At 35.7% G+C, this 23086-nt stretch carries 23 protein-coding genes; 7 read left to right on the top strand and 16 right to left on the bottom strand.

All coding sequences use genetic code 11. The features are described from left to right. Window positions 1–45: 45 nt before the first annotated feature. The 6 genes from rpsR to AC1Q8L_RS19385 form a co-directional block, all read right to left on the bottom strand. Window positions 46–279 carry a 30S ribosomal protein S18 gene (gene rpsR / locus AC1Q8L_RS19410; RefSeq protein ID WP_000918873.1) on the bottom strand — a complete coding sequence of 78 codons (234 nt, stop codon included), beginning with the start codon at window positions 277–279 and terminating at the stop codon, window positions 46–48. Window positions 280–324: 45 nt separating this feature from the next. Beyond that, window positions 325–846 carry a single-stranded DNA-binding protein gene (gene ssb, locus AC1Q8L_RS19405; protein ID WP_002094213.1) on the bottom strand — a complete coding sequence of 174 codons (522 nt, stop codon included), beginning with the start codon at window positions 844–846 and terminating at the stop codon, window positions 325–327. 26 nt (window positions 847–872) lie between these two features. Continuing rightward, entirely contained in the window at window positions 873–1163 is a 291-nt protein-coding gene (gene rpsF / locus AC1Q8L_RS19400) for a 30S ribosomal protein S6 (protein ID WP_001233781.1), read from the bottom strand. Between the two features lie 191 nt (window positions 1164–1354). Further along, window positions 1355–2455: a redox-regulated ATPase YchF gene (gene ychF, locus AC1Q8L_RS19395; RefSeq protein ID WP_000524670.1), complete on the bottom strand. Its 1101-nt coding sequence runs from the start codon at window positions 2453–2455 to the stop codon at window positions 1355–1357. A 115-nt stretch (window positions 2456–2570) separates the two neighbouring features. Continuing rightward, entirely contained in the window at window positions 2571–2768 is a 198-nt protein-coding gene (locus AC1Q8L_RS19390; RefSeq protein ID WP_000435486.1) for a DUF951 domain-containing protein, read from the bottom strand. A 20-nt stretch (window positions 2769–2788) separates the two neighbouring features. Beyond that, window positions 2789–3670 (bottom strand): mechanosensitive ion channel family protein, encoded by an 882-nt coding sequence (locus AC1Q8L_RS19385; protein WP_000365110.1) that lies wholly within the window; start codon window positions 3668–3670, stop codon window positions 2789–2791. A gap of 259 nt (window positions 3671–3929) precedes the next feature. On the opposite strand from AC1Q8L_RS19385, the gene yyaC reads away from it, so the two are divergent. Further along, window positions 3930–4526, top strand: a complete 597-nt coding sequence (gene yyaC / locus AC1Q8L_RS19380) for a spore protease YyaC (RefSeq protein ID WP_001020709.1) — start codon at window positions 3930–3932, stop codon at window positions 4524–4526. A 20-nt stretch (window positions 4527–4546) separates the two neighbouring features. Here the strand turns inward: yyaC and spo0J are convergent, their stop codons facing one another. From spo0J to rpmH, 10 genes are all read right to left on the bottom strand, one after another. Next, a complete protein-coding gene (gene spo0J / locus AC1Q8L_RS19375; protein ID WP_001051823.1) occupies window positions 4547–5398 on the bottom strand; it encodes a stage 0 sporulation protein Spo0J in 852 nt (283 codons plus the stop codon). Beyond that, window positions 5391–6152 (bottom strand): sporulation initiation inhibitor protein Soj, encoded by a 762-nt coding sequence (gene soj / locus AC1Q8L_RS19370; RefSeq protein ID WP_000516114.1) that lies wholly within the window; start codon window positions 6150–6152, stop codon window positions 5391–5393. Before soj ends, spo0J begins: the two co-directional genes overlap by 8 nt. Window positions 6153–6342: 190 nt before the next feature. Beyond that, on the bottom strand, window positions 6343–7215 hold the full coding sequence (gene noc / locus AC1Q8L_RS19365; protein ID WP_000799015.1) for a nucleoid occlusion protein: 873 nt from the start codon (window positions 7213–7215) through the stop codon (window positions 6343–6345). A 105-nt stretch (window positions 7216–7320) separates the two neighbouring features. After that, window positions 7321–8040: a 16S rRNA (guanine(527)-N(7))-methyltransferase RsmG gene (gene rsmG, locus AC1Q8L_RS19360; RefSeq protein WP_001019628.1), complete on the bottom strand. Its 720-nt coding sequence runs from the start codon at window positions 8038–8040 to the stop codon at window positions 7321–7323. Window positions 8041–8062: 22 nt separating this feature from the next. After that, window positions 8063–9952, bottom strand: coding sequence for a tRNA uridine-5-carboxymethylaminomethyl(34) synthesis enzyme MnmG (gene mnmG, locus AC1Q8L_RS19355; RefSeq protein WP_000541052.1), 1890 nt, complete (start codon window positions 9950–9952; stop codon window positions 8063–8065). Between the two features lie 46 nt (window positions 9953–9998). Continuing rightward, entirely contained in the window at window positions 9999–11375 is a 1377-nt protein-coding gene (gene mnmE, locus AC1Q8L_RS19350; protein ID WP_000393762.1) for a tRNA uridine-5-carboxymethylaminomethyl(34) synthesis GTPase MnmE, read from the bottom strand. A 226-nt stretch (window positions 11376–11601) separates the two neighbouring features. After that, window positions 11602–12219 (bottom strand): RNA-binding cell elongation regulator Jag/EloR, encoded by a 618-nt coding sequence (gene jag / locus AC1Q8L_RS19345; RefSeq protein WP_000022795.1) that lies wholly within the window; start codon window positions 12217–12219, stop codon window positions 11602–11604. Next, window positions 12216–12983, bottom strand: coding sequence for a YidC family membrane integrase SpoIIIJ (spoIIIJ, locus tag AC1Q8L_RS19340; RefSeq protein ID WP_000727739.1), 768 nt, complete (start codon window positions 12981–12983; stop codon window positions 12216–12218). The genes jag and spoIIIJ overlap by 4 nt, the downstream gene beginning before the upstream one ends. A gap of 52 nt (window positions 12984–13035) precedes the next feature. Continuing rightward, the gene (gene rnpA / locus AC1Q8L_RS19335; RefSeq protein WP_000726621.1) at window positions 13036–13383 is read right to left on the bottom strand and encodes a ribonuclease P protein component; all 348 of its coding nucleotides are present in this window, start codon (window positions 13381–13383) and stop codon (window positions 13036–13038) included. Between the two features lie 76 nt (window positions 13384–13459). After that, on the bottom strand, window positions 13460–13594 hold the full coding sequence (rpmH, locus tag AC1Q8L_RS19330; protein WP_000831901.1) for a 50S ribosomal protein L34: 135 nt from the start codon (window positions 13592–13594) through the stop codon (window positions 13460–13462). 564 nt (window positions 13595–14158) lie between these two features. Between rpmH and dnaA the strand changes: the two genes are divergently transcribed. The 6 genes from dnaA to gyrA all read left to right on the top strand — a co-directional run bounded on the left by dnaA (window position 14159) and on the right by gyrA (window position 22826). Beyond that, window positions 14159–15499, top strand: coding sequence for a chromosomal replication initiator protein DnaA (gene dnaA / locus AC1Q8L_RS19325; RefSeq protein WP_000428028.1), 1341 nt, complete (start codon window positions 14159–14161; stop codon window positions 15497–15499). A gap of 179 nt (window positions 15500–15678) precedes the next feature. Continuing rightward, window positions 15679–16824: a DNA polymerase III subunit beta gene (dnaN, locus tag AC1Q8L_RS19320; protein ID WP_001212886.1), complete on the top strand. Its 1146-nt coding sequence runs from the start codon at window positions 15679–15681 to the stop codon at window positions 16822–16824. Between the two features lie 127 nt (window positions 16825–16951). After that, complete coding sequence (yaaA, locus tag AC1Q8L_RS19315; protein ID WP_000680510.1) at window positions 16952–17164, top strand: S4 domain-containing protein YaaA; 213 nt, start codon at window positions 16952–16954, stop codon at window positions 17162–17164. A gap of 12 nt (window positions 17165–17176) precedes the next feature. Then, complete coding sequence (gene recF, locus AC1Q8L_RS19310) at window positions 17177–18304, top strand: DNA replication/repair protein RecF (protein ID WP_000470755.1); 1128 nt, start codon at window positions 17177–17179, stop codon at window positions 18302–18304. A gap of 39 nt (window positions 18305–18343) precedes the next feature. Beyond that, a complete protein-coding gene (gene gyrB / locus AC1Q8L_RS19305; protein WP_000435980.1) occupies window positions 18344–20266 on the top strand; it encodes a DNA topoisomerase (ATP-hydrolyzing) subunit B in 1923 nt (640 codons plus the stop codon). A gap of 88 nt (window positions 20267–20354) precedes the next feature. Then, window positions 20355–22826, top strand: a complete 2472-nt coding sequence (gyrA, locus tag AC1Q8L_RS19300) for a DNA gyrase subunit A (RefSeq protein ID WP_001282866.1) — start codon at window positions 20355–20357, stop codon at window positions 22824–22826. Window positions 22827–23086 lie beyond the last annotated feature (260 nt).

The following is a 23086-nucleotide window of genomic DNA, read 5'->3' as shown; positions in this document are numbered from 1 at the left end:
AAAATGCACAGTAGAGTCGGACTCTACTGTGCATTTCATACGCTATTATTCACCAACATATGGTAAAAGTGCCATTTGACGAGCACGTTTAATTGCAACTGTAAGTTTGCGTTGGTATTTTGCGCTTGTCCCTGTTACACGACGAGGTAAAATTTTACCACGCTCAGAAACGAAACGTTTTAATAAATCAACATCTTTATAGTCAATGCGAGTGATGCCGTTAGCTGTGAAGAAACACACCTTACGACGTTTCGCACGTCCACCTTTGCGTCCTGCCATGTCTATTTCCCTCCATTCTTTGTTAAAACTAACAAATTTACTGTATTAGAACGGTAAATCGTCGTCGGAAATGTCGATCGGTTGACCTACATTTGAAAATGGATCGTCATTCTTCGTAAATCCAGAGTTCCCTTGATTACCTTGGTTACCTGAATTACTAGATTGACCAAATGGGTTAGAGCCTTGGTTACCGAAACCAGCTCCTGATGGTTGCTGATTGAATGAACCACGTTGCTCCCCACCGCCATTACGCGGCTCTAAAAATTGTACGCTTTCCGCAAGAACTTCTGTTACATATACACGTTTACCGTCTTGTCCATCGTAATTACGAGTTTGAAGACGTCCATCTACGCCTGCTAAGCTTCCTTTTTTCAAATAATTTGCTACGTTTTCTGCTTGTTTACGCCATATTACACAATTAATAAAGTCAGCTTCACGCTCACCTTGTTGATTCGCAAATGCGCGATTCACAGCTAACGTAAAAGTAGCTACTGCAACACCATTGGGCGTGTAACGTAAGTCAGGGTCCTTAGTTAAACGACCAACGAGGATAACACGATTCATCAATCGAACCACTCTCCCTTATATATCAATTATTTTTCTTCTTCTTTAACAACGATATGACGAAGGATGTCTTCGTTGATCTTAGCTAAACGGTCGAATTCGTTAATCGCTTCTGCGTTAGAGTTCACGTTTAAGATCATGTAGAAACCTTCACGTAAGTCGTTGATTTCGTAAGCTAAACGACGCTTACCCCACTCTTTCGTGTTAATGATTTCTGCACCATTGTTTGTTAAAACACCTGCAAAACGTTCAACTAAAGCTTTTTGAGCTTCTTCTTCAACGCCAGGACGAATGATGTACATAATTTCGTACTTTCTCATTACACTTTCACCTCCTTTTGGTCTAAACGGCCCATAATGGGCAAGGAGCAATTAATTTATAGTAATTACTCACGAGTTTAGATTATATCATAGTAAGTTATATGAATCAACTCACCAATACATAAAAAACTTGGCAAACATATAATATATTCGCCAAGCTCATATCTTTATTTTTCCTAGGAAATATTAGATTAAACGTTAAAACGGAAGTGCATAACATCTCCGTCTTTTACGATATACTCTTTTCCTTCTAAACGTACTTTTCCAGCTTCTTTTGCAGCTGTCATAGAACCGTTTGTCATTAAGTCATCGTAAGAAACTGTTTCTGCACGAATAAATCCACGCTCAAAGTCTGTATGAATAACACCAGCACATTGTGGTGCCTTCATACCTTGTTTAAATGTCCAAGCACGTACTTCTTGAACGCCAGCTGTAAAGTAAGTAGCAAGTCCTAATAAGTCATATGCTGCACGAATTAATTGATCTAAACCAGACTCTTCAATACCTAGTTCTTCAAGGAATACTTTTTTCTCTTCCTCGTCTAATTCAGCGATTTCTGATTCGATTTTTGCACATACAACGATTACTTGAGAATTTTCATTTTCTGCAAATTCTTTTACCATTTGTACGTATTTATTTTCCGAAGGATCGATAACATCGTCTTCACTTACGTTCGCTACGTATAACATTTCTTTTGTTGTAAGTAAATGAAGGCCTTTAACAATCTTCATCTGCTCTTCTGTAAATTCAACAGTACGAGCCGGTTTCCCCTCTTCAAAAGCCTCTTTTAAACGAACTAAAATTTCATGCTCATATACAGCTTCTTTATCTTTTTGTCTTGCTAATTTCGCAACACGCTCGATACGCTTATCAACAGACTCTAAGTCCGCTAAAATTAGCTCTAAGTTGATTGTTTCGATATCATCAATTGGATCTACTTTCCCTGAAACGTGCGTAATATTTTCGTCTTCAAAACAACGAACAACTTGGCAAATTGCATCTACTTGACGAATGTGAGATAAGAATTTATTTCCTAAACCTTCACCTTTACTAGCACCTTTTACGATACCTGCAATATCAGTAAACTCAAATACAGTCGGAACAGTCTTTTTCGGTTCTACTAATTCCGTTAATTTATTTAAACGCTCATCTGGTACTTCTACAATCCCTACGTTTGGATCAATTGTACAGAATGGATAGTTTGCAGATTCTGCTCCTGCTTGTGTAATTGCATTAAATAAAGTGGACTTACCTACGTTAGGTAATCCAACAATCCCAGCCGTTAATCCCATATTTTTCACTCCTATGTCTCAATCTTTCATCATTATAGATAGTAACGAAAAAAATGACAAGTTTCCGCCAAACGAAAAAAAGTAACAGTTACCTACTGTAACTGTTACTCTCCCTCTATTCTTCGTGCTTCACAAGTATTTTTTTCACCTTACGATCAAACTCTCTTCGAGTAATCATTACTGAATGGTCACATCCCTCGCACTTAATGCGGATATCCATTCCCATACGAATAATTTTCCAACGATTCTCGCCACATGGATGTGCTTTCTTCATTTCCACAACATCGTACAAGTTATATTCCTTTTGCTCCACTCTTCAAACTCCTCTCCATACTAAATTGCTTTTCCACTAACCAATTCTTCACGATTGTATAAAACCATACGTGGATATGGAATTTCAATTCCATGTAAATCAAGACGATTTTTAATCTCTTTACGAAGTGCCCTTGCAATAACTGCATGTTGCATCGGCTCTACTTCAGCGATAACGCGTAATATAACTTCTGATGCAGCTAACGTTTGCACACCTAATAATTGAGGTGTTGTTACCATTTTTTCATACTTTGAAGGTAACTCTACTAATAAATCTTCAATAACCTGTTCTGCTTTCGCAATATCAGCCTCATATGAAATAGATACATCAACAAACGCTACACTATTACTAACTGAGTAGTTAGTAACTTGAATAATACTTCCATTTGGTAAAATATGAATTTCACCTGTCCAACTCTTTACTTTCGTTGTACGAAGTCCAATTTCTAAAACGACTCCTTCAAATTGACCGATTTTAACATAATCGCCAACTGAAAACTGATCTTCTAGCAAAATAAATAAACCTGTAATAACGTCTTTCACTAAACTTTGAGCACCAAATCCGACTGCTAAACCAATTACCCCGGCACCCGCTAATAAACCTGATGCATTAATATCAAACACACCTAAAATCGCAATTAGCATAATGAACATAACAACATACGCTACAATATTTTCAAGTAATTTCGCCACTGTAACTGTACGACGTTCTGAAATTTGAATTGGAGAACGACTCCCCATACGAAACGCATTTCGTACAACCGCTCTTGCAATTCGCACAACAACTGCACCAATTATTAAAATAATACATATTTTTAATGTCGCAACTCCAATATGAGCCCAACGATCAGCATCTAATAAATACTGTTTCGTAGAATTAAACCACTTCGTTAATAAATCCATGTACCTCTACCTCTCTAGCTAAAATTTCTTTTTAGTTATCCTTATTATTGTATCAGAAGTCCTCTAATTGCTGAAAAAATTTTATGATTTTAATCCTATTTTATCCCCGCCATTCAGGTATAAAATGGAACGAATATATATATACTAGTACTATTATTTCCGTTTTCATTCACATTTTGCAAAAATTACGCACTTATAGCTTTCCATTTTTCTCACCATATAACATATATTGAAAATTTATTAAAAGGATGGGTGCTTCATGAACATTGGAAGTTTTCGCTTACCATTTTTTGAGAAAGAAACTCAAAACGTTATGCACCAAGATCTAGAAGCCTCTGAGATAATCAGTAATTTCTTACTTACCCATATTCCTATTAAAACTAATATACCACTCATTCTCGTTTGTATCGGAACAGATCGTTCTACAGGTGACGCACTCGGCCCGTTAGTTGGTACAAAACTTGAACAAATAGACATAAAAAACCTCCAAATATTCGGTACACTAGATGAGCCAGTACATGCACTAAATTTAGAAGAAAAAATTCAGAATATACAGAAAAAACATCCTACTGCATTTATAATTGCTGTTGATGCATGTTTAGGAAAGTCCCAAAATATTGGGTCAATCACTACTGGAAAGGGACCTAGTAAACCGGGTGCTGCTATGAATAAGAAATTACCTGCAGTTGGTGATCTGCATATACACGGTATCGTCAATCTAAATGGGTTTATGGAGTTTTTCGTTCTTCAAAATACAAGATTAAGTTTAGTCATGAAAATGGCTGATGTAATCGCACAAAGTATAAAAGAGACGGATCAAAAATTATCCGCATTAAAAAAAGCAAACCATCTATAAATAATAAGATGGTTTGCTTTTTAATTTTTCTGTGCTAATAGTTCTAAAATACGATTTAAATCTTCTTTATTAAAAAATTCAATTTCGATTTTACCTTTTTCTTTTTTCGTCTCTTTAATTTTCACATCTGTGCCAAACTTTTCTCTTAAGAACGTTTCACGTTCTACGAAAAATATATTTCGCTCTTTTTTCACTTTTTTTGTTTCACGTGAAACGTGTTTATTAATCTCTTGGACGATTTTCTCTAATTGACGAACATTTAATCCTTCTTTTTCAATGCGTTTCAATAAGGACTTCAATTGTTCTTCGTCTTTTATCGTAAGTAAAGTTCTCCCATGAGCCATTGAAAGTTGACCATTTGCAATCATATCTTGGACGAACGAAGGGAGGCTTAATAACCGAGTATAATTTGCAATGTAAGGTCTGCTTTTGCCAAGACGTTTCGCTAATTGTTCTTGCGTTACATTTAGCTCATTCATTAACATCTGGTATGCCATTGCCTCTTCCATAGGATTTAAATCTTCTCGTTGTAAGTTTTCTAACAAAGCAAATTCCATCATTTGCTGTTCAGTTAATTGTCTTACAACCGCAGGTACCTTTTCTAAACCAGCCTCTTTTGCAGCACGAAATCGTCTTTCACCTGCAACGATTTCATATCCTTTAATACTCTTTCTAGCAATTAATGGTTGTAGAATACCGTGTTCCTTAATCGAAATTGCTAATTCCTGAATAGCCTCTTTATTAAAGTGTTTACGCGGTTGATATGGATTTGGCCTTAATTCAGTTACAATAATCTCCTGAATTGTTTCCTCTTCTTTCACATCTAAATCAGGAAAAAACACATTAATTCCTCTTCCTAATCCTTTAGCCACCTGCAATCACTTCCTCTGCTAAATCTATATATACTTCTGCTCCTCTTGATTTAGCGTCATACTGCATAATAGGTTTCCCATGACTTGGAGCCTCGCTCAAGCGTACATTACGCGGAATAATCGAGCGATATACTTTATCCCTAAAATACTTTTTCACTTCATCTATAACTTGGATCCCTAAATTTGTACGAGCATCCAACATTGTTAACAATACGCCTTGAATTGCTAAATTTTTATTTAAATGTTTTTGTACAAGTCGAACTGTATTTAATAGCTGACTTAATCCTTCTAGTGCATAATATTCACACTGTACAGGAATAATAACAGAATCTGCTGCTGTTAATGCATTAATCGTTAATAACCCTAAAGACGGGGGACAGTCGATAATAATATAATCATATTCATCACGAACTGGCTGTAATGCTCTTTGCAAACGTACTTCCCGGGAAATAGTCGGTACCAATTCAATTTCAGCACCAGCCAATTGAATTGTAGCGGGTAGAACATCTAAGTTTTCAGTTGCGGTTTTCTGTATAACCCCTTGAACATCTGCATCTTCCACAAGAACGTTGTAAATACATTGATCTAATTCAGATTTTTCAATTCCCACACCAGTCGTTGCATTTCCTTGAGCATCAATATCTACAAGAAGGACTTTTTTACCTACTTGCGCCAATCCAGCCCCTAAATTAACAGATGTTGTGGTTTTTCCAACACCGCCTTTTTGATTAGCAATAGCAATGATTTTTCCCATGATGTCACCTACTTTCAACCTTTCTATCTTATTCTAGTAACAATTACGTTTATTGTAACATGAAATAAAACTTTTTCTTTTACGTCCTTTATTAAACTTCAAAATTTATTTCTAAACTCCTTCTTCATTTAACAAGAAAATATAGTAAAAGAGACCTCTCCAATAGGATAAGGTCTCTAACACGTCATTATTATTTTTTCTTTGGAATTTTAATTGTAATTTGATAGTACTCATCAAATTCTTCTTCCTCAGAATTAACATTTAAACCACTTTCAGTAACCATTTGTAAAGATTGTCTAATTGTATTCATAGCAATCCTCGTATCTCGACTTACTGCTTTTTGCTTTGCCTTACGCTTCGGTTTTGCGTCCTCTAGTAACTTCGCAATTCGTTCTTCTGTTTGCTTTACATTCAGTTGTTTCTCCACAATTTCCTGTAAAACCTTCAGTTGTAATTCCTCATTTTTTAAAGGAATGAGAGCGCGGGCATGACGTTCTGTAATGCTTTTTTCTAATAATGCACTTTTTATTTCTTCAGGCAACTTTAACAATCGCAACTTATTTGCGATTGTAGATTGTCCTTTTCCAAGTCGTTGTGCCAATGCTTCTTGTGTTAAATTATGTAACTCAATCAGCTTTTGATACGCCACAGCTTCCTCGATTGCCGTTAGTTCCTCACGTTGCAAGTTTTCAATTAAAGCTACAGAAGCTGTCTCTGTATCATTTAAGTTCTTTATAATTGCAGGAACCTTTTCCCAACCTAACTTTGTTGCCGCGCGAAAACGTCTTTCTCCAGCAATAATCTCATACTTATCGTCCTCATATTGCCTTACAACAATCGGCTGAATAAGTCCATGTGTACGAATCGTTAATGCTAGCTCATCAATACGCGCATCATCAAAAACTGTTCTTGGTTGATAACGGTTAGGGGTAATATTTACTATCGGAATTTCTTGTATTTCCTCATATACCTTTTTATCTATCTCTTCATGGCTTTCGTCTTGTAATTCGAATTCGCTCTCTTTATCTCCAAAGCCAAATAAACGAGAAAACGTATTTTTCATACATATTCCACCACCTTTTAGGCCTATTGACTATTCTCCATAAAATGTTTCCTATGAAACATTTACGTTTTCATTTATATAATTTAATCTTACGTCTAATAAGATTTATTTTTCAATAGGTAATTTATTGGGTGTTCCCGGTTTGCGTGGATATTTCTTTGGTGTCTTGCGCTTTTTCTCGATTAATAAAATATTACGTTCACTCTCTTCAAACGGTAATTGGAACGTAGACATCTCTTTTAACTCTCCGCCTAGCACCTCTAAAGCATACTTGCCATTTTCGATTTCTTCGTTTGCTGCTGCACCTTTCATTGCAATGAATGTTCCTCCAACTTTTACAAGTGGTAAGCATAGCTCACTTAATACAGAAAGACGCGCAACTGCACGTGCCATTACAATATCGTATGATTCACGTACACCTTCTTTTTTCCCAAATGTTTCAGCACGATCATGACAAAATGCAACATCACTTAATTCTAACTTTTGTGCTAAATGATTTAAGAAATTAATACGTTTTTGCAATGAATCTACAATTGTTACTTTTAAGTGCGGGAAACAGATTTTTAAAGGAATACTTGGGAATCCAGCCCCTGCACCAACATCACAAATTGAGAATGGTTTTGAAAAATCATAATAAAAAGCAGCTGTAATGGAATCAAAAAAGTGTTTTAAGTATACTTCTTCTTTTTCTGTAATAGCCGTTAAGTTCATTTTTTCATTCCACTCTACTAATGTTTCAAAGTAGATTTTGAACTGCTCTAATTGTCTAGAAGAGAGGGTGATTCCCTTCTCTTCTAGCATAGATTGAAATTGTTCTATGTTCATCTAGCAATATCTCCTTACTATGTTATTGGTTCGATACGCGCGCAATTTTTCCTTGTTCTATATACACAAGTAAAATGGAAATATCCGCTGGATTTACGCCAGAAATACGTGAAGCCTGCCCCATTGAAAGTGGACGAACATCTTTCAATTTCTGTCTAGCTTCTGAAGCAAGGCTAGAAATCGCGTCATAATCAATATCTACAGGGATTTTTTTACTCTCCATTTTCTTCATACGCTCTACTTGCTGTAAAGATTTTTCAATATATCCTTCGTACTTAATCTGAATTTCAACTTGTTCTGTAACTTCATCACTTAATTCTACTTCACTTGGTACTAAAAGATGAATATGCTCATATGTCATCTCTGGACGACGTAATAAGTCACTTGCACGTATTCCATCTTTCAATTCACTTCCGCCAATATTGCGAATTAATTCTTGAACTTCAGGACGTGGTTTAATAATAATGCTGCTTAAACGTTCCTTTTCCTGTTCAATTTGTAATTTTTTATTTGTAAATCGCTCATATCGCTCTTCTTTAATTAATCCAATTTCACGACCAACTTCAGTTAAACGAAGATCAGCATTATCGTGGCGTAATAATAGACGGTATTCTGCACGAGACGTTAATAAACGATATGGTTCATTTGTACCTTTCGTTACAAGATCATCAATTAAGACACCAATATAAGCATCCTCGCGGCCTAAAACAACTTCTTTTTTACCTAAAGAACGGCATGCTGCATTAATCCCAGCCATAAGCCCTTGTCCTGCCGCCTCTTCGTAACCAGAAGTTCCATTAATTTGTCCTGCTGTATATAAATTTTTAATCTTTTTCGTTTCAAGTGTTGGCCATAATTGTGTTGGCACAATTGCATCATATTCAATCGCATAACCTGTGCGCATCATTTCAACATTTTCTAGGCCTGGAATTGTTCTAAGCATGTCACGTTGTACATCTTCTGGTAGGCTTGTGGATAAACCTTGTACATATACTTCTTGTGTATTACGCCCTTCTGGCTCTAAGAAAATTTGATGACGTGGTTTGTCATTAAATCTTACTACTTTGTCTTCAATAGAAGGACAGTACCTAGGGCCTGTTCCTTTAATCATACCAGAATACATAGCTGAACGATGTAAATTTTCATCTATTAAACGGTGTGTTTCTGTACTTGTATATGTCAACCAACATGGAATTTGATCCATAATAAATTTCGTTGTTTCAAAAGAGAACGAACGCGGCTTATCATCACCTGGTTGAATTTCCGTTTTACTGTAGTCAATTGTATTACTGTTTACACGCGGAGGTGTCCCTGTTTTAAATCTAACAAGATCAAATCCAAGCTCCTCTAAATGCTCAGATAATGTAATAGACGGTTGTTGATTATTTGGACCGCTTGAATATTTTAAATCGCCCATGATAATCTCGCCACGTAAAAATGTTCCAGTCGTAATTACAACGGTTTTCGCTGTATATTCTGCACCAGCTTGTGTAACTACCCCTTTACATATACCTTCTTCAACGATTAAACGCTCTACCATTCCTTGGAATAACGTTAAGTTTGGTGTTTCTTCAATTGTTTTCTTCAATTCATGTTGGTAAGAGAATTTATCAGCTTGCGCTCGAAGTGCACGTACAGCTGGACCCTTACCTGTATTTAGCATACGCATTTGAATATGAGTTTTATCAATATTACGTCCCATTTCTCCGCCTAATGCATCAATTTCACGAACAACAATCCCTTTTGCTGGTCCACCAACAGAAGGGTTACATGGCATGAATGCTACCATATCTAAGTTAATTGTTAACATTAATGTTTTTGAGCCCATTCGTGCTGCCGCAAGACCAGCTTCACATCCTGCATGACCTGCACCGATTACTATGACATCGTATGAACCGGCATTGTATCCCATTGTTTATTCCTCCTAATAATCTCTATCTTTCTAAAACATCACTATATTATTTTCCTAAACAAAATTGAGAGAACAACTGGTCAATTAGGCTTTCATGGACTGTGTCACCAGTAATTTCACCAAGTATTTCCCACGTTCTTGTTAAATCAATTTGCACCATATCAATTGGTACACCATTTTCTATTGCCTCAATTGCATCACCGATTGTTTGTCCCGCTTGTGTTAATAATCCAATATGTCTCGCATTAGAAACATATGTCATATCTGTAGAATCGATTGTTCCTTCAAAGAATAAATCAGCTATTGCCTTTTCGAGTTCATCTATTCCTTGTTCCTCAATTAAGGATGTTGTAATAACACGATTTCCCTCGGCTAACTCTGTAACACGTTCCATATCAATTGCTTGCGGTAAATCAGTCTTATTCACAATAACAATAAAGTCTTTTCCTTGTACCGCATGGAATAGATCTTCATCCTCATTTGTTAAAGCCTCGCTATAGTTGACAACAACTAATACTAAATCTGCTTGGCTCATCATTTCTTTTGAACGCTCCACACCAATTCGTTCAACAACATCTTCTGTCTCACGAATACCGGCTGTATCTATAAGTTTAAGAGGTACGCCACGCACATTAACGTACTCTTCAATAACATCACGAGTTGTTCCTGCAATATCAGTTACAATTGCTTTTTTCTCCTGAACAAGGCTATTTAATAACGATGATTTTCCAACATTAGGCCTACCGATAATTGCTGTAGCAATACCTTCACGTAAGATTTTCCCTTGTTTTGATGTTTCTAATATTTTTTCGATTTCCGAACGAACATGCGTTGCTTTCTCAATTAAAATATTATGTGTCATCTCTTCTACATCATCGTATTCTGGATAATCTATATTTACCTCAACATGAGCTAATGTTTCTAATATTTCTTGACGTAAGCGACCAATTAATTTAGATAATCGCCCTTCCATTTGATTAATTGCTACATTCATCGCACGATCTGTTTTTGCTCGAATCAAATCCATAACAGCTTCTGCTTGTGATAAATCGATACGTCCATTTAAAAAAGCACGTTTTGTAAATTCGCCCGGTTCTGCCAATCGTACTCCTTGCGCTAGAATAAGTTGCAATACTTTATTTACTGAAACAAGTCCGCCATGACAGTTAATTTCCACTATATTTTCACGTGTAAAAGTCCTCGGTGCGCGCATAATAGACACCATAACTTCTTCAATAACTTGATTTGTATCTAAATCAACGATATGACCATAATGAATAGTATGAGAAGAAACCTCTGTTAAATCCTTCCCTTTAAAAATACGGTCAACTTTCTCAACCGCATCATCCCCACTTACTCGAACAATGGCAATTGCACCCTCTCCAAGCGCTGTGGAAATCGCAGCAATTGTATCAAATTCCATGTCCTTTCACCTCACTTGCTTATTTATCTCTATTTCAACATGATTATTTCTTTCACTAAATTATTAGGATACCATAACGAACCTATCTACAAAAGAAGAATAACTCATTTTATTATATCCCCATGTAAAAAACACTAAACTTATTCACAGTGGATAAGTTTAGTGTTTTTTAGTTATCCACATCTATTTTTCGCTCAAAAAAACCGGCACTCATTTGAGCAACCGGTCATTTAGGAGATATTACAACATGCCGATGTGGTTCATTTCCTTCAGAAGTTGTTTTGATACCTTGATGATTTGATAATGCCTGATGAATAATTTTTCGTTCAAAAGATGGCATCGGTTCTAAAATAACTCTTTTTTTCGTATTAGATACTTGTTTCGCTAATCGATAAGAAAGTGATTCTAACGTACTTTTTCTTTTACTACGATAATTTTCAGCATCTAGTGTAATACCGATATACTGCTTCGTGTTACGATTTGCGACAAGTTTTGTTAAATACTGTAAAGAGTTCAATGTATTACCTCTTTTTCCAATTAAAACTCCTACATCATCACCAGAAATTGTAAATTCAATCTCGCGTCCTTTTACAATTTTACTAATTTCAACTTCCACACCCATATTGTGAATAACATTTCTTAAATATTCTTCACATTCCTGAATTGGATCTTTCTTCAATACAACTTCTACTACTGCAGGACGATTCCCAAATAAACCTAAGAACCCTCTTTTACCCTCATCGACAATATTTATATCTACTCGATCTTTTGATGTGTTTAATTGCCTTAAAGCATCCTCTACTGCCAGCTCGACTGTTTGTCCTTTAGCAGTAATTATACTCACTTGCTTGAGCCTCCAGCTTTGTTAGCCTTAATCTCTGGCCCTTTGATAAAGTACATTTGAGCAATACCAAAGATATTACCAACAACCCAGTAAAGTGATAATGCAGCTGGGAAGTTAATTGCAAAGATTAAAATCATAATCGGCATAAGCCAAAGCATCATTGCCATTTGCGGATTTTGACCAGCTGTTCCTGCCATTGCAAGCTTTTGCTGAATAAATGTCGTAATTGCCGCAACAATTGGTAAGATATAGAACGGATCTGCCTGTCCTAAATCAAACCATAAAAATGTATGTTCACTAATTGCTGTTGTTCTCATAATCGCATGATAAAACGCGAATAAAATAGGCATCTGAACAAATATCGGTAAACATCCTGCCAATGGATTTACACCATTCTTTTGATATAACTGCATCATTTCTTGTTGTAGTTTTTGCTGCGTTGCTTGATCTTTAGAACTATATTTCTCTTTTAACTTCACCATTTCTGGTTGTAACGCTTGCATTGCCTTTGTACTCTTCGTTTGTTTAATCATTAATGGTAATAATGCAAAACGAATGATAAGAGTTGTAATAACAATTGCTAAACCGTAATTACTGTTAAATAAGTCGGCAAAATACGTGATTAACTGAGAAAGTGGATATACGAAATATTCATTCCAAATCCCAGTACTTTTCGATGTAATCGGCTGACCCGTTTCACTACAACCGGTGGCAATCGCCATTAATGCAACGACCATGGCTAGTAAACCTAATTTCTTTTTCAAAGCCTACTCCTCCTTGTATCGGTATGTATATAGTGTAATTCATTTCCTTACGCTACTTTTTTATTCTTTTCATACCAGAGCGTTTAAAGACATGAATTAAGCTTTTCTTTACTTCTTCATATGTCATCTCTGCACAAGGCTTCCTTGCTATTATAACAAAATCTTTTCCAGAATCTATCTCATCTTTTAACTCTGTAATAGCCTGACGGACCATGCGCTTAATTCGATTACGAACTACTGCATTTCCTATTTTCTTGCTAACAGAAAGGCCGATGCGAAAGTTTGGCTGTTCTTCTTTATCTAATTGGTATACAACAAACTGACGATTCGCATTTGATTTTCCTTTTTGAAAAACCGCCTGGAATTCATCATTCTTCTTTATACGATGTTTTTTCTTCATATCAATTGACACTCCTGTATTTCATCAGCGGAAATTCACTATTATTAGAAAAAAAGACCACTGAACGATCAGTGGTCTACGCAGATAATACTTTTCTTCCTTTACGACGACGAGCTGCTAGCACTTTACGTCCGTTCGCTGTGCTCATACGGCTGCGGAAACCATGTACTTTGCTGCGCTTACGTTTATTTGGTTGGTAAGTTCTTTTCATTATATGACACCTCCCTGAGGAATATCTGTTAAAGACAGTCCTATAAATTATAGTTAATTAACTAGGAAAATGTCAATGGTTCTAGAAATTTTCATCAAATATTCATTTTGAACCTATTCACATACTTTTTCACAGCATCTATATTTCCTTGTGGATAAATGTTTTTTCACGTTTTTTATATCCACAAACTTTTTTCCCACTTTTACACAGTATATCGTGTTGTGGACAAGTTTATTCCACAAGGTATTGATTTTGTGGATAACTTTCTTAAATTCATTGCTATAGCCACTTTTTTTTGATATTATAGTTGTGTTTTCACTTTGAATAAGTTTTCCACACCTTTATCTTATCCACAATTTGTGTATAACATGTGGACAGTTTTAATCACATGTGGGTAAATAGTTGTCCACATTTGCTTTTTTTGTCGAAAACCCTATCTCATATACAAACGACGTTTTTAGGTTTTAAAATACGTTTCGTATAAATATACATTTTATATTTATTAGGTTGTACATTTGTTGCGCAACCTTATTCTTTTACCATCTTAGTAAAGGAGGGACACCTTTGGAAAATATCTCTGATTTATGGAATAGTGCCTTAAAAGAATTAGAAAAAAAGGTAAGCAAGCCTAGTTATGAAACATGGTTAAAATCAACAACGGCTCATAACTTGAAGAAAGACGTATTAACGATTACAGCTCCAAATGAATTTGCTCGTGACTGGCTAGAATCTCATTACTCAGAACTAATTTCGGAAACACTATACGATTTAACAGGGGCAAAATTAGCAATTCGCTTTATTATTCCCCAAAGTCAATCGGAAGAGGACATTGATCTTCCTCCAGTTAAGCGGAATCCAGCACAAGATGATTCAGCTCATTTACCACAGAGCATGTTAAATCCAAAATATACATTTGATACATTTGTTATCGGCTCTGGTAACCGTTTTGCCCATGCAGCTTCATTAGCTGTAGCCGAGGCGCCAGCTAAAGCGTATAATCCACTCTTTATTTACGGGGGAGTTGGGCTTGGAAAGACGCATTTAATGCACGCAATTGGTCATTATGTAATTGAACATAATCCAAATGCAAAAGTTGTATATTTATCATCAGAAAAATTCACGAATGAATTTATTAACTCTATTCGTGATAATAAAGCTGTTGATTTTCGTAATAAATATCGCAACGTAGATGTTTTATTGATAGATGATATTCAATTTCTTGCTGGAAAAGAACAAACTCAAGAAGAGTTTTTCCATACATTTAATGCATTACACGAAGAAAGTAAACAAATTGTAATTTCTAGTGATCGACCACCAAAAGAAATTCCAACTTTAGAAGATCGTCTTCGTTCTCGCTTTGAATGGGGACTTATTACAGATATTACGCCGCCAGATTTAGAGACACGAATTGCAATTTTACGCAAAAAGGCAAAAGCTGAAGGGCTTGATATACCAAATGAAGTTATGCTTTATATCGCAAATCAAATTGATTCAAATATTCGTGAATTAGAAGGTGCACTTATCCGAGTTGTAGCTTATTCATCTTTAATTAATAAAGATATTAATGCTGATTTAGCAGCTGAAGCACTTAAAGATATTATTCCAAATTCTAAGCCGAAAATTATCTCTATTTATGATATTCAAAAAGCTGTCGGAGACGTTTATCAAGTAAAATTAGAAGATTTTAAAGCGAAAAAACGCACAAAATCAGTTGCGTTTCCTCGCCAAATTGCAATGTATTTATCACGCGAACTTACGGATTCCTCTTTACCAAAAATAGGTGAAGAATTTGGTGGACGTGATCATACAACAGTTATCCATGCCCATGAAAAAATTTCTAAACTACTAAAAACCGATACGCAATTACAAAAGCAAGTTGAAGAAATTAATGGTATTTTAAAGTAGTAGCTGAATAGTGTGAATAACTTACCTTGTTTTACGCACAGTCTATCCACATGTAGATAGACTGTTTTTACATCCTTCAAAGGGGTTATCCACATATCCACAAGCCCTATTACTATTACTACTATTTTTTTATCTTTATTAATTAAATAAAATCTTATACTTACCGGAGGTTTTTCTTTATGCGTTTTACAATACAAAAAGACTATCTTGTAAGAGGTGTACAAGATGTAATGAAGGCCGTTTCTTCTCGTACAACAATCCCTATCCTTACGGGAATTAAAGTTGTAGCTACTGAAGAAGGGGTTACATTAACAGGAAGCGATGCTGATATTTCTATTGAATCGTTTATTCCTGTCGAAGAAAATGGAAAAGAAATCGTAGAAATAGCTCAATCAGGAAGCATTGTTTTACAAGCAAAATATTTTAGTGAGATTGTAAAAAAACTACCTAAAGATACTGTCGAAATTTCTGTGGAAAATCATTTTATGACAAAAATAAAATCTGGAAAATCAGAATTTAACTTAAATGGTTTAGATTCTGCAGAATATCCGTTATTACCACAGATTGAAGAACATCATGTATTTAAGATACCAACAGATTTACTTAAGCATATGATCAGACAAACTGTATTTGCAGTTTCTACTTCTGAAACAAGACCAATCTTGACAGGTGTAAACTGGAAGGTATATAACAGCGAGTTAACTTGTATTGCAACAGATAGTCATAGACTAGCACTTCGAAAAGCGAAAATCGAAGGACATAATATTGCAGATGAATTTCAAGCTAATGTTGTTATCCCAGGTAAGAGCTTAAATGAATTAAGTAAGATTCTAGATGAGTCTGAAGAAATGGTGGATATCGTTATTACGGAGTATCAAGTATTATTCCGTACAAAACATTTATTATTCTTCTCAAGATTGTTAGAAGGAAATTATCCAGATACAACACGTTTAATTCCAGCAGAGAGTAAAACGGATATTTTTGTGAATACAAAAGAATTCCTACAAGCAATTGATCGTGCTTCACTATTAGCGAGAGATGGCCGCAATAACGTTGTCAAATTATCAACTTTAGAGCAAGAAATGCTAGAGATTTCTTCGAATTCACCAGAAATCGGAAAAGTTGTCGAAGAAGTACAATGTGAAAAAGTGGATGGAGAAGAGTTAAAAATATCTTTTAGTGCAAAATATATGATGGATGCATTGAAAGCCTTGGATAGTACAGAGATTAAAGTTAGTTTTACTGGGGCGATGAGACCGTTCTTAATTCGTACAGTAAATGATGATTCAATTATTCAATTAATTTTACCAGTTCGTACTTACTAGGTAAGGAATAAGGGTTGCTAGTTTAAAGATGCTAGTGGCCCTTATTTGATTTTTGGGTATTACTTTCCTAATGTTAGTTTATTTAGTACAATGAAAGAATGAACACTTTCAGAAAGTGAGCGATTTTATGAAACATATTAAAATTTCAACAGAGTATATTACACTAGGACAATTTTTAAAGTTAGCTGATGTAATTGATACAGGTGGCGCTGTAAAATGGTTTTTACAAGAATATGAAGTGTACGTGAACAACGAACTTGAAAATAGAAGAGGTCGCAAACTATATGCGAATGATGTTATTGAAATTCCAGGAAGCGGAACTTTCCAAGTTCAGGCATAAAGGGGGAGCCCTTTGTTTATTTCAGAAATACAATTAAAAAACTATCGCAATTATGAAAAATTAGAGCTTTCCTTTGAAGATAAGGTAAATGTAATTATCGGCGAAAATGCACAAGGGAAAACAAACTTGATGGAAGCTATTTATGTTTTAGCGATGGCGAAATCTCATAGAACCTCTAATGATCGCGAACTTATCCGCTGGGATGAAGAGTTTGGTCAAATAAAAGGGAAATTACAAAAAAGAAACAGTTCTTTGTCTTTGGAATTAAATATTTCGAAAAAAGGTAAAAAGGCAAAATTAAATCAACTTGAACAACAAAAGTTAAGTCAATATATTGGCGTGATGAACGTTGTCATGTTTGCCCCAGAAGATTTAAATCTTGTAAAAGGAAGCCCTCAAGTAAGAAGACGCTTTTTAGATATGGAATTAGGACAAATAGCTCCTGTATATTTGTATGAATTAAGTCAATATCAAAAGGTGCTCACGCAACGAAATCACTTGTTGAAAAAAATGCAAGGGAATAGTAAGAATGAGGAAACGATGTTGGATGTATTTACCCTTCAACTAATTGAGCATGGTGCAAAAATACTGCAAAAACGTTTTGAATTTTTGCATTTGCTACAGGAATGGGCAGCTCCAATTCATCGCGGTATAAGCCGTGGATTAGAAGAGTTAGAAATTGTCTATAAACCAAGTGTAGATGTATCAGAATCAATGGATTTGTCGAAAATAAAAGAAGTATACTATGAAAGTTTTCAATCTGTGAAACAACGTGAAATTTTCCGTGGTACGACTTTAATTGGTCCTCATCGTGATGATTTACAATTCTTCGTTAATAGTAAAAATGTTCAAGTCTTTGGTTCGCAAGGACAACAACGAACGACCGCACTATCCCTAAAATTAGCTGAAATTGAATTAATTTATTCAGAGGTTAAAGAATATCCAATCCTTTTACTGGATGATGTTTTATCAGAATTAGACGATTATCGTCAATCACATCTGTTAAATACAATTCAAGGAAAGGTGCAAACATTTGTTACAACGACGAGTGTCGACGGAATTGAACACGAAACATTAAAAGATGCGAAAACAATTCATGTAACGAACGGCACGGTAGATTGTGAAATAGATAGGGCATAAACCCCTGTTTAAATGGAAAAGTAGGTGATCTTTGTGTCAATGGAACAAAAACAAATGCAAGAAAATGCATATGATGAAAGTCAGATACAGGTACTTGAAGGACTAGAGGCAGTTCGGAAACGTCCGGGTATGTATATTGGATCTACGAGTGGGAAGGGACTTCACCACCTTGTATGGGAGATTGTCGATAATAGTATCGATGAAGCGTTAGCAGGATATTGCGATGAAATTAACGTTAGTATCGAAGAAGATAATAGTATTCTTGTAACGGATAATGGACGTGGTATTCCAGTTGGTATACAAGAAAAAATGGGACGTCCTGCAGTAGAGGTTATTATGACTGTCCTCCACGCTGGTGGTAAATTTGGCGGTGGCGGTTATAAAGTTTCTGGTGGTTTGCACGGTGTTGGTGCATCTGTTGTAAATGCCTTATCAACAGAATTAGAAGTATTTGTACATCGTGATGGCAAAATCCATTACCAAAAATACGAAAGAGGTATTCCGGTTGCAGATTTAAAAGTCATCGGTGATACAGATAAGACTGGAACAATAACTCGCTTTAAACCGGATCCAGAAATTTTTAAAGAGACGACAGAATATGAATTCGATACGCTAGCGACTCGTATGCGTGAGTTGGCGTTTTTAAATCGTAATATTAAATTAACAATTGAAGATAAACGTGAACATAAGCAAAAGAAAGAGTTCCACTATGAAGGTGGAATTAAATCATATGTTGAACATTTAAATCGTTCAAAACAACCAATTCATGAAGAGCCTGTATATGTAGAAGGTTCAAAAGATGGTATTCAAGTTGAAGTTGCGCTTCAATATAACGAAGGATATACAAATCATATTTACTCATTTACAAATAATATTCATACGTATGAAGGTGGTACACATGAGGTAGGATTTAAAACTGCCTTAACACGTGTGATTAACGATTATGGTCGTAAAAATAACATTTTAAAAGATGCGGATAGTAATTTGACTGGTGAAGATGTTCGTGAAGGTTTAACAGCAATCGTGTCAATTAAACATCCAAATCCACAATTTGAAGGGCAAACGAAGACGAAACTTGGAAATAGTGAAGCGAGAACGATTACGGAGTCAGTATTCTCTGAGGCTTTTGAAAAATTCTTACTGGAAAATCCCAATGTTGCACGTAAGGTTGTAGATAAAGGGACGATGGCAGCACGTGCGCGTGTAGCAGCTAAAAAGGCTCGTGAGCTAACTCGCCGAAAGAGTGCTTTAGAAGTTTCAAGTTTACCAGGGAAATTGGCAGATTGTTCTTCTAAAGATCCAGCAATTAGTGAAATTTATATCGTAGAGGGTGACTCTGCTGGTGGATCTGCAAAACAAGGACGCGATCGTCATTTTCAAGCAATTTTACCGCTGAAGGGTAAAATTATTAATGTTGAAAAGGCACGCTTAGATAAGATTTTATCAAATGATGAAGTTCGTACAATTATTACGGCGATTGGTACAAATATTGGTGGGGACTTCGATATCGAAAAAGCACGCTATCATAAAGTTATTATTATGACCGATGCTGATGTTGATGGTGCGCATATTCGTACCCTATTATTAACGTTCTTCTATCGTTATATGCGTCAAATAATTGAGTGTGGATATATATATATCGCACAGCCACCTTTGTTTAAAGTGCAACAAGGTAAAAAAATTCAATATGCTTATAATGATAAAGAACTTGAAAAAATATTAGCTGAGTTACCAGCCCAGCCGAAACCAGGAATTCAACGTTATAAAGGTCTTGGAGAGATGAATCCAACTCAGCTATGGGAGACGACAATGGATCCAGAAGTACGTTCGTTACTTCAAGTTTCCCTTCAAGATGCAATAGAAGCAGATGAAACATTTGAAATTTTAATGGGTGATAAAGTGGAACCGCGTCGTAACTTTATCCAAGAGAATGCAAAATACGTGAAAAACCTTGATATTTAAATGAGTAATGACAGGAATCTAAGTATTCCTGTCTTCTACATATAAATCAATGTATGTGTAACGGAAATGTAAGAGGAGGTGCTCGTTGATGTCAGACAATCAACAACAAGCACGAATTCGAGAAATTAATATTAGTCATGAAATGCGTACCTCATTTTTAGATTACGCAATGAGTGTTATCGTATCTCGTGCATTACCAGATGTTCGTGATGGATTAAAACCTGTGCATCGTAGGGTTTTATATGCGATGAATGATTTAGGAATTACAGCTGATAAAGCGTATAAGAAATCAGCACGTATTGTCGGTGAAGTAATCGGTAAGTATCACCCTCATGGAGATTCAGCCGTTTATGAAACAATGGTACGTATGGCGCAAGATTTCAGTCAACGTTATATGCTTGTAGATGGGCATGGTAACTTCGGTTCTGTAGATGGAGATTCAGCAGCGGCAATGCGTTATACAGAGGCAAGAATGTCTAAGATTTCTATGGAATTAATACGTGATATTTCAAAAAATACAATTGATTACCAAGATAACTACGATGGTTCGGAAAGAGAGCCGATTGTATTACCAGCGCGTTTCCCTAATTTATTAGTAAACGGTACGACAGGTATTGCAGTTGGTATGGCAACAAATATTCCGCCACATCAACTTGGCGAAGTAATTGATGGTGTGTTGGCATTAAGCCATAATCCAGATATCACTATCGCGGAATTAATGGAATATATTCCTGGGCCAGACTTCCCGACATCAGGTTTAATCTTAGGGCGAAGTGGCATCCGGAGAGCTTATGAAACAGGACGAGGTTCTATTATGCTTCGTGCCAAAGTTGAAATTGAAGAGAAATCAAATGGTAAACAATCTATTATCGTAACGGAACTACCTTATCAAGTTAATAAGGCACGATTAATTGAAAAAATCGCAGAATTAGTTCGCGATAAGAAAATTGAAGGTATTACAGATTTACGTGATGAATCAGACCGAAATGGTATGCGTATTGTCATGGAAGTACGTCGTGACGCTAATGCAAACGTACTATTAAACAATCTATATAAACATACAGCACTTCAAACAAGTTTCGGTATTAATATGTTGTCTCTTGTAAATGGAGAGCCTCAAGTACTAAACTTAAAACAAAACTTATATCATTATTTGGAGCACCAAAAGGTAGTAATCCGTAGACGTACTGCTTATGAATTAGAAAAAGCAGAGGCACGTGCCCATATTTTAGAAGGATTACGAATTGCTTTAGATCATCTTGATGAAGTTATTACGTTAATTCGTAGTTCAAAAACGGCTGATATTGCAAAGCAAGGCTTAATGGAACGTTTCGGTTTAAGTGAGAAACAAGCGCAAGCGATTTTAGATATGCGTCTGCAACGCTTAACTGGATTAGAACGTGAAAAAATCGAGCAAGAATATCAAGACTTAATGAAATTAATTGCTGAATTAAAAGCGATTTTAGCAGATGAAGAGAAAGTTCTTGAGATTATTCGTGAAGAATTAACAGAAGTAAAAGAGCGTTTCAATGATAAGAGACGAACAGAAATTACAATTGGCGGTATGGAATTTATTGAAGATGAAGATTTAATTCCTGAGCAAAACATTGCGATTACGTTAACTCATAACGGTTATATTAAGAGGTTACCAGCTTCTACGTACAAAACACAGAACCGTGGGGGACGTGGTGTACAAGGAATGGGTACGAATGATGATGACTTTGTTGAACACTTATTAACAACGTCTACTCATGATCATATTTTATTCTTTACAAACAAGGGTAAAGTATACCGTACGAAAGGATATGAAATCCCAGAGTATAGTCGTACTGCAAAAGGGCTACCAATTATTAACCTATTAGGGGTAGATAAGGGTGAGTGGATCAATGCCATTATTCCAATTCGTGAATTTGGTGACGACCAGTTCTTATTCTTTACAACGAAACAAGGTATTTCTAAGAGAACGCCACTTTCATCATTTGCAAATATACGTACAAACGGTTTAATTGCAATTTCGCTTCGTGAAGAAGATGAAGTGATTTCTGTACGTTTAACATCTGGCGATAAAGATATTATCGTAGGGACAAGCAACGGTATGTTAATTCGCTTCAATGAACAAGATGTACGTTCTATGGGCCGTAATGCAGCTGGTGTAAAAGCTATTACATTAGGCGAAGAGGACCAAGTAGTAGGTATGGAAATTGTTGAAGAAGATACGAATGTTTTAATTGTAACGAAAAACGGGTATGGTAAGCGTACTCCAGTTGAAGAGTATCGACTACAAAGTCGTGGTGGTAAAGGTCTTAAGACTTGTAACATTACAGATAAAAACGGTAAGTTAGTAGCGGTTAAGTCTGTAACAGGTGAAGAAGACATCATGCTAATTACAGCCGCAGGCGTTATTATTCGTATGCCAGTTGATCAAATCTCTCAAATGGGACGTAATACACAAGGTGTTCGTCTAATTCGTTTAGAGGATGAGCAAGAGGTAGCGACAGTAGCAAAAGCACAGAAAGATGAAGAAGAAGAATCTAATGAAGAGGTTTCTTCTGAAGAATAAGAGGGGGATTTTCCCCCTCTTATTTTTTTATAATAATACTTGCATAGTAATAGAAAAGTCTATATAATAGGCAGAGTCAGCAAATGAGAGATACAAATTATCTTGAAAAACTTGTTGACGAAAATAATATACTATGATATATTATAAAAGTCGCTGAAACGCGATATTGAACTTTGAAAACTAAACGAAACAAACAACGTGAAACGTCAATTTTTATTTTTAGATGCTAGACAAACTAACTTTATTGGAGAGTTTGATCC

This window comes from Bacillus sp. GW823-FHT06A11, from assembly GCF_058795355.1.
The sequence above is the reverse complement of the archived record's forward strand: the minus strand, read 5'-3'. Positions and strand labels throughout refer to the sequence as shown.

Excerpts from the sequence above, each read along its gene's own strand:
- rpsR (WP_000918873.1), bottom strand. The coding sequence starts at position 279 with ATGGCAGGACGCAAAGGTGGACGTGCGAAACGTCGTAAGGTGTGTTTC.
- noc (WP_000799015.1), bottom strand. The coding sequence starts at position 7,215 with ATGAAAAATACGTTTTCTCGTTTATTTGGCTTTGGAGATAAAGAGAGC.
- soj (WP_000516114.1), bottom strand. The coding sequence starts at position 6,152 with ATGGGAAAAATCATTGCTATTGCTAATCAAAAAGGCGGTGTTGGAAAA.
- rnpA (WP_000726621.1), bottom strand. The coding sequence starts at position 13,383 with ATGAAGAAAAAACATCGTATAAAGAAGAATGATGAATTCCAGGCGGTT.
- mnmG (WP_000541052.1), bottom strand. The coding sequence starts at position 9,952 with ATGGGATACAATGCCGGTTCATACGATGTCATAGTAATCGGTGCAGGT.
- gyrB (WP_000435980.1), top strand. The coding sequence starts at position 18,344 with ATGGAACAAAAACAAATGCAAGAAAATGCATATGATGAAAGTCAGATA.
- yaaA (WP_000680510.1), top strand. The coding sequence starts at position 16,952 with ATGAAACATATTAAAATTTCAACAGAGTATATTACACTAGGACAATTT.
- rpsF (WP_001233781.1), bottom strand. The coding sequence starts at position 1,163 with ATGAGAAAGTACGAAATTATGTACATCATTCGTCCTGGCGTTGAAGAA.
- rpmH (WP_000831901.1), bottom strand. The coding sequence starts at position 13,594 with ATGAAAAGAACTTACCAACCAAATAAACGTAAGCGCAGCAAAGTACAT.
- gyrA (WP_001282866.1), top strand. The coding sequence starts at position 20,355 with ATGTCAGACAATCAACAACAAGCACGAATTCGAGAAATTAATATTAGT.
- AC1Q8L_RS19385 (WP_000365110.1), bottom strand. The coding sequence starts at position 3,670 with ATGGATTTATTAACGAAGTGGTTTAATTCTACGAAACAGTATTTATTA.
- dnaN (WP_001212886.1), top strand. The coding sequence starts at position 15,679 with ATGCGTTTTACAATACAAAAAGACTATCTTGTAAGAGGTGTACAAGAT.
- rsmG (WP_001019628.1), bottom strand. The coding sequence starts at position 8,040 with ATGAACATAGAACAATTTCAATCTATGCTAGAAGAGAAGGGAATCACC.
- yyaC (WP_001020709.1), top strand. The coding sequence starts at position 3,930 with ATGAACATTGGAAGTTTTCGCTTACCATTTTTTGAGAAAGAAACTCAA.
- mnmE (WP_000393762.1), bottom strand. The coding sequence starts at position 11,375 with ATGGAATTTGATACAATTGCTGCGATTTCCACAGCGCTTGGAGAGGGT.
- ychF (WP_000524670.1), bottom strand. The coding sequence starts at position 2,455 with ATGGGATTAACGGCTGGGATTGTTGGATTACCTAACGTAGGTAAGTCC.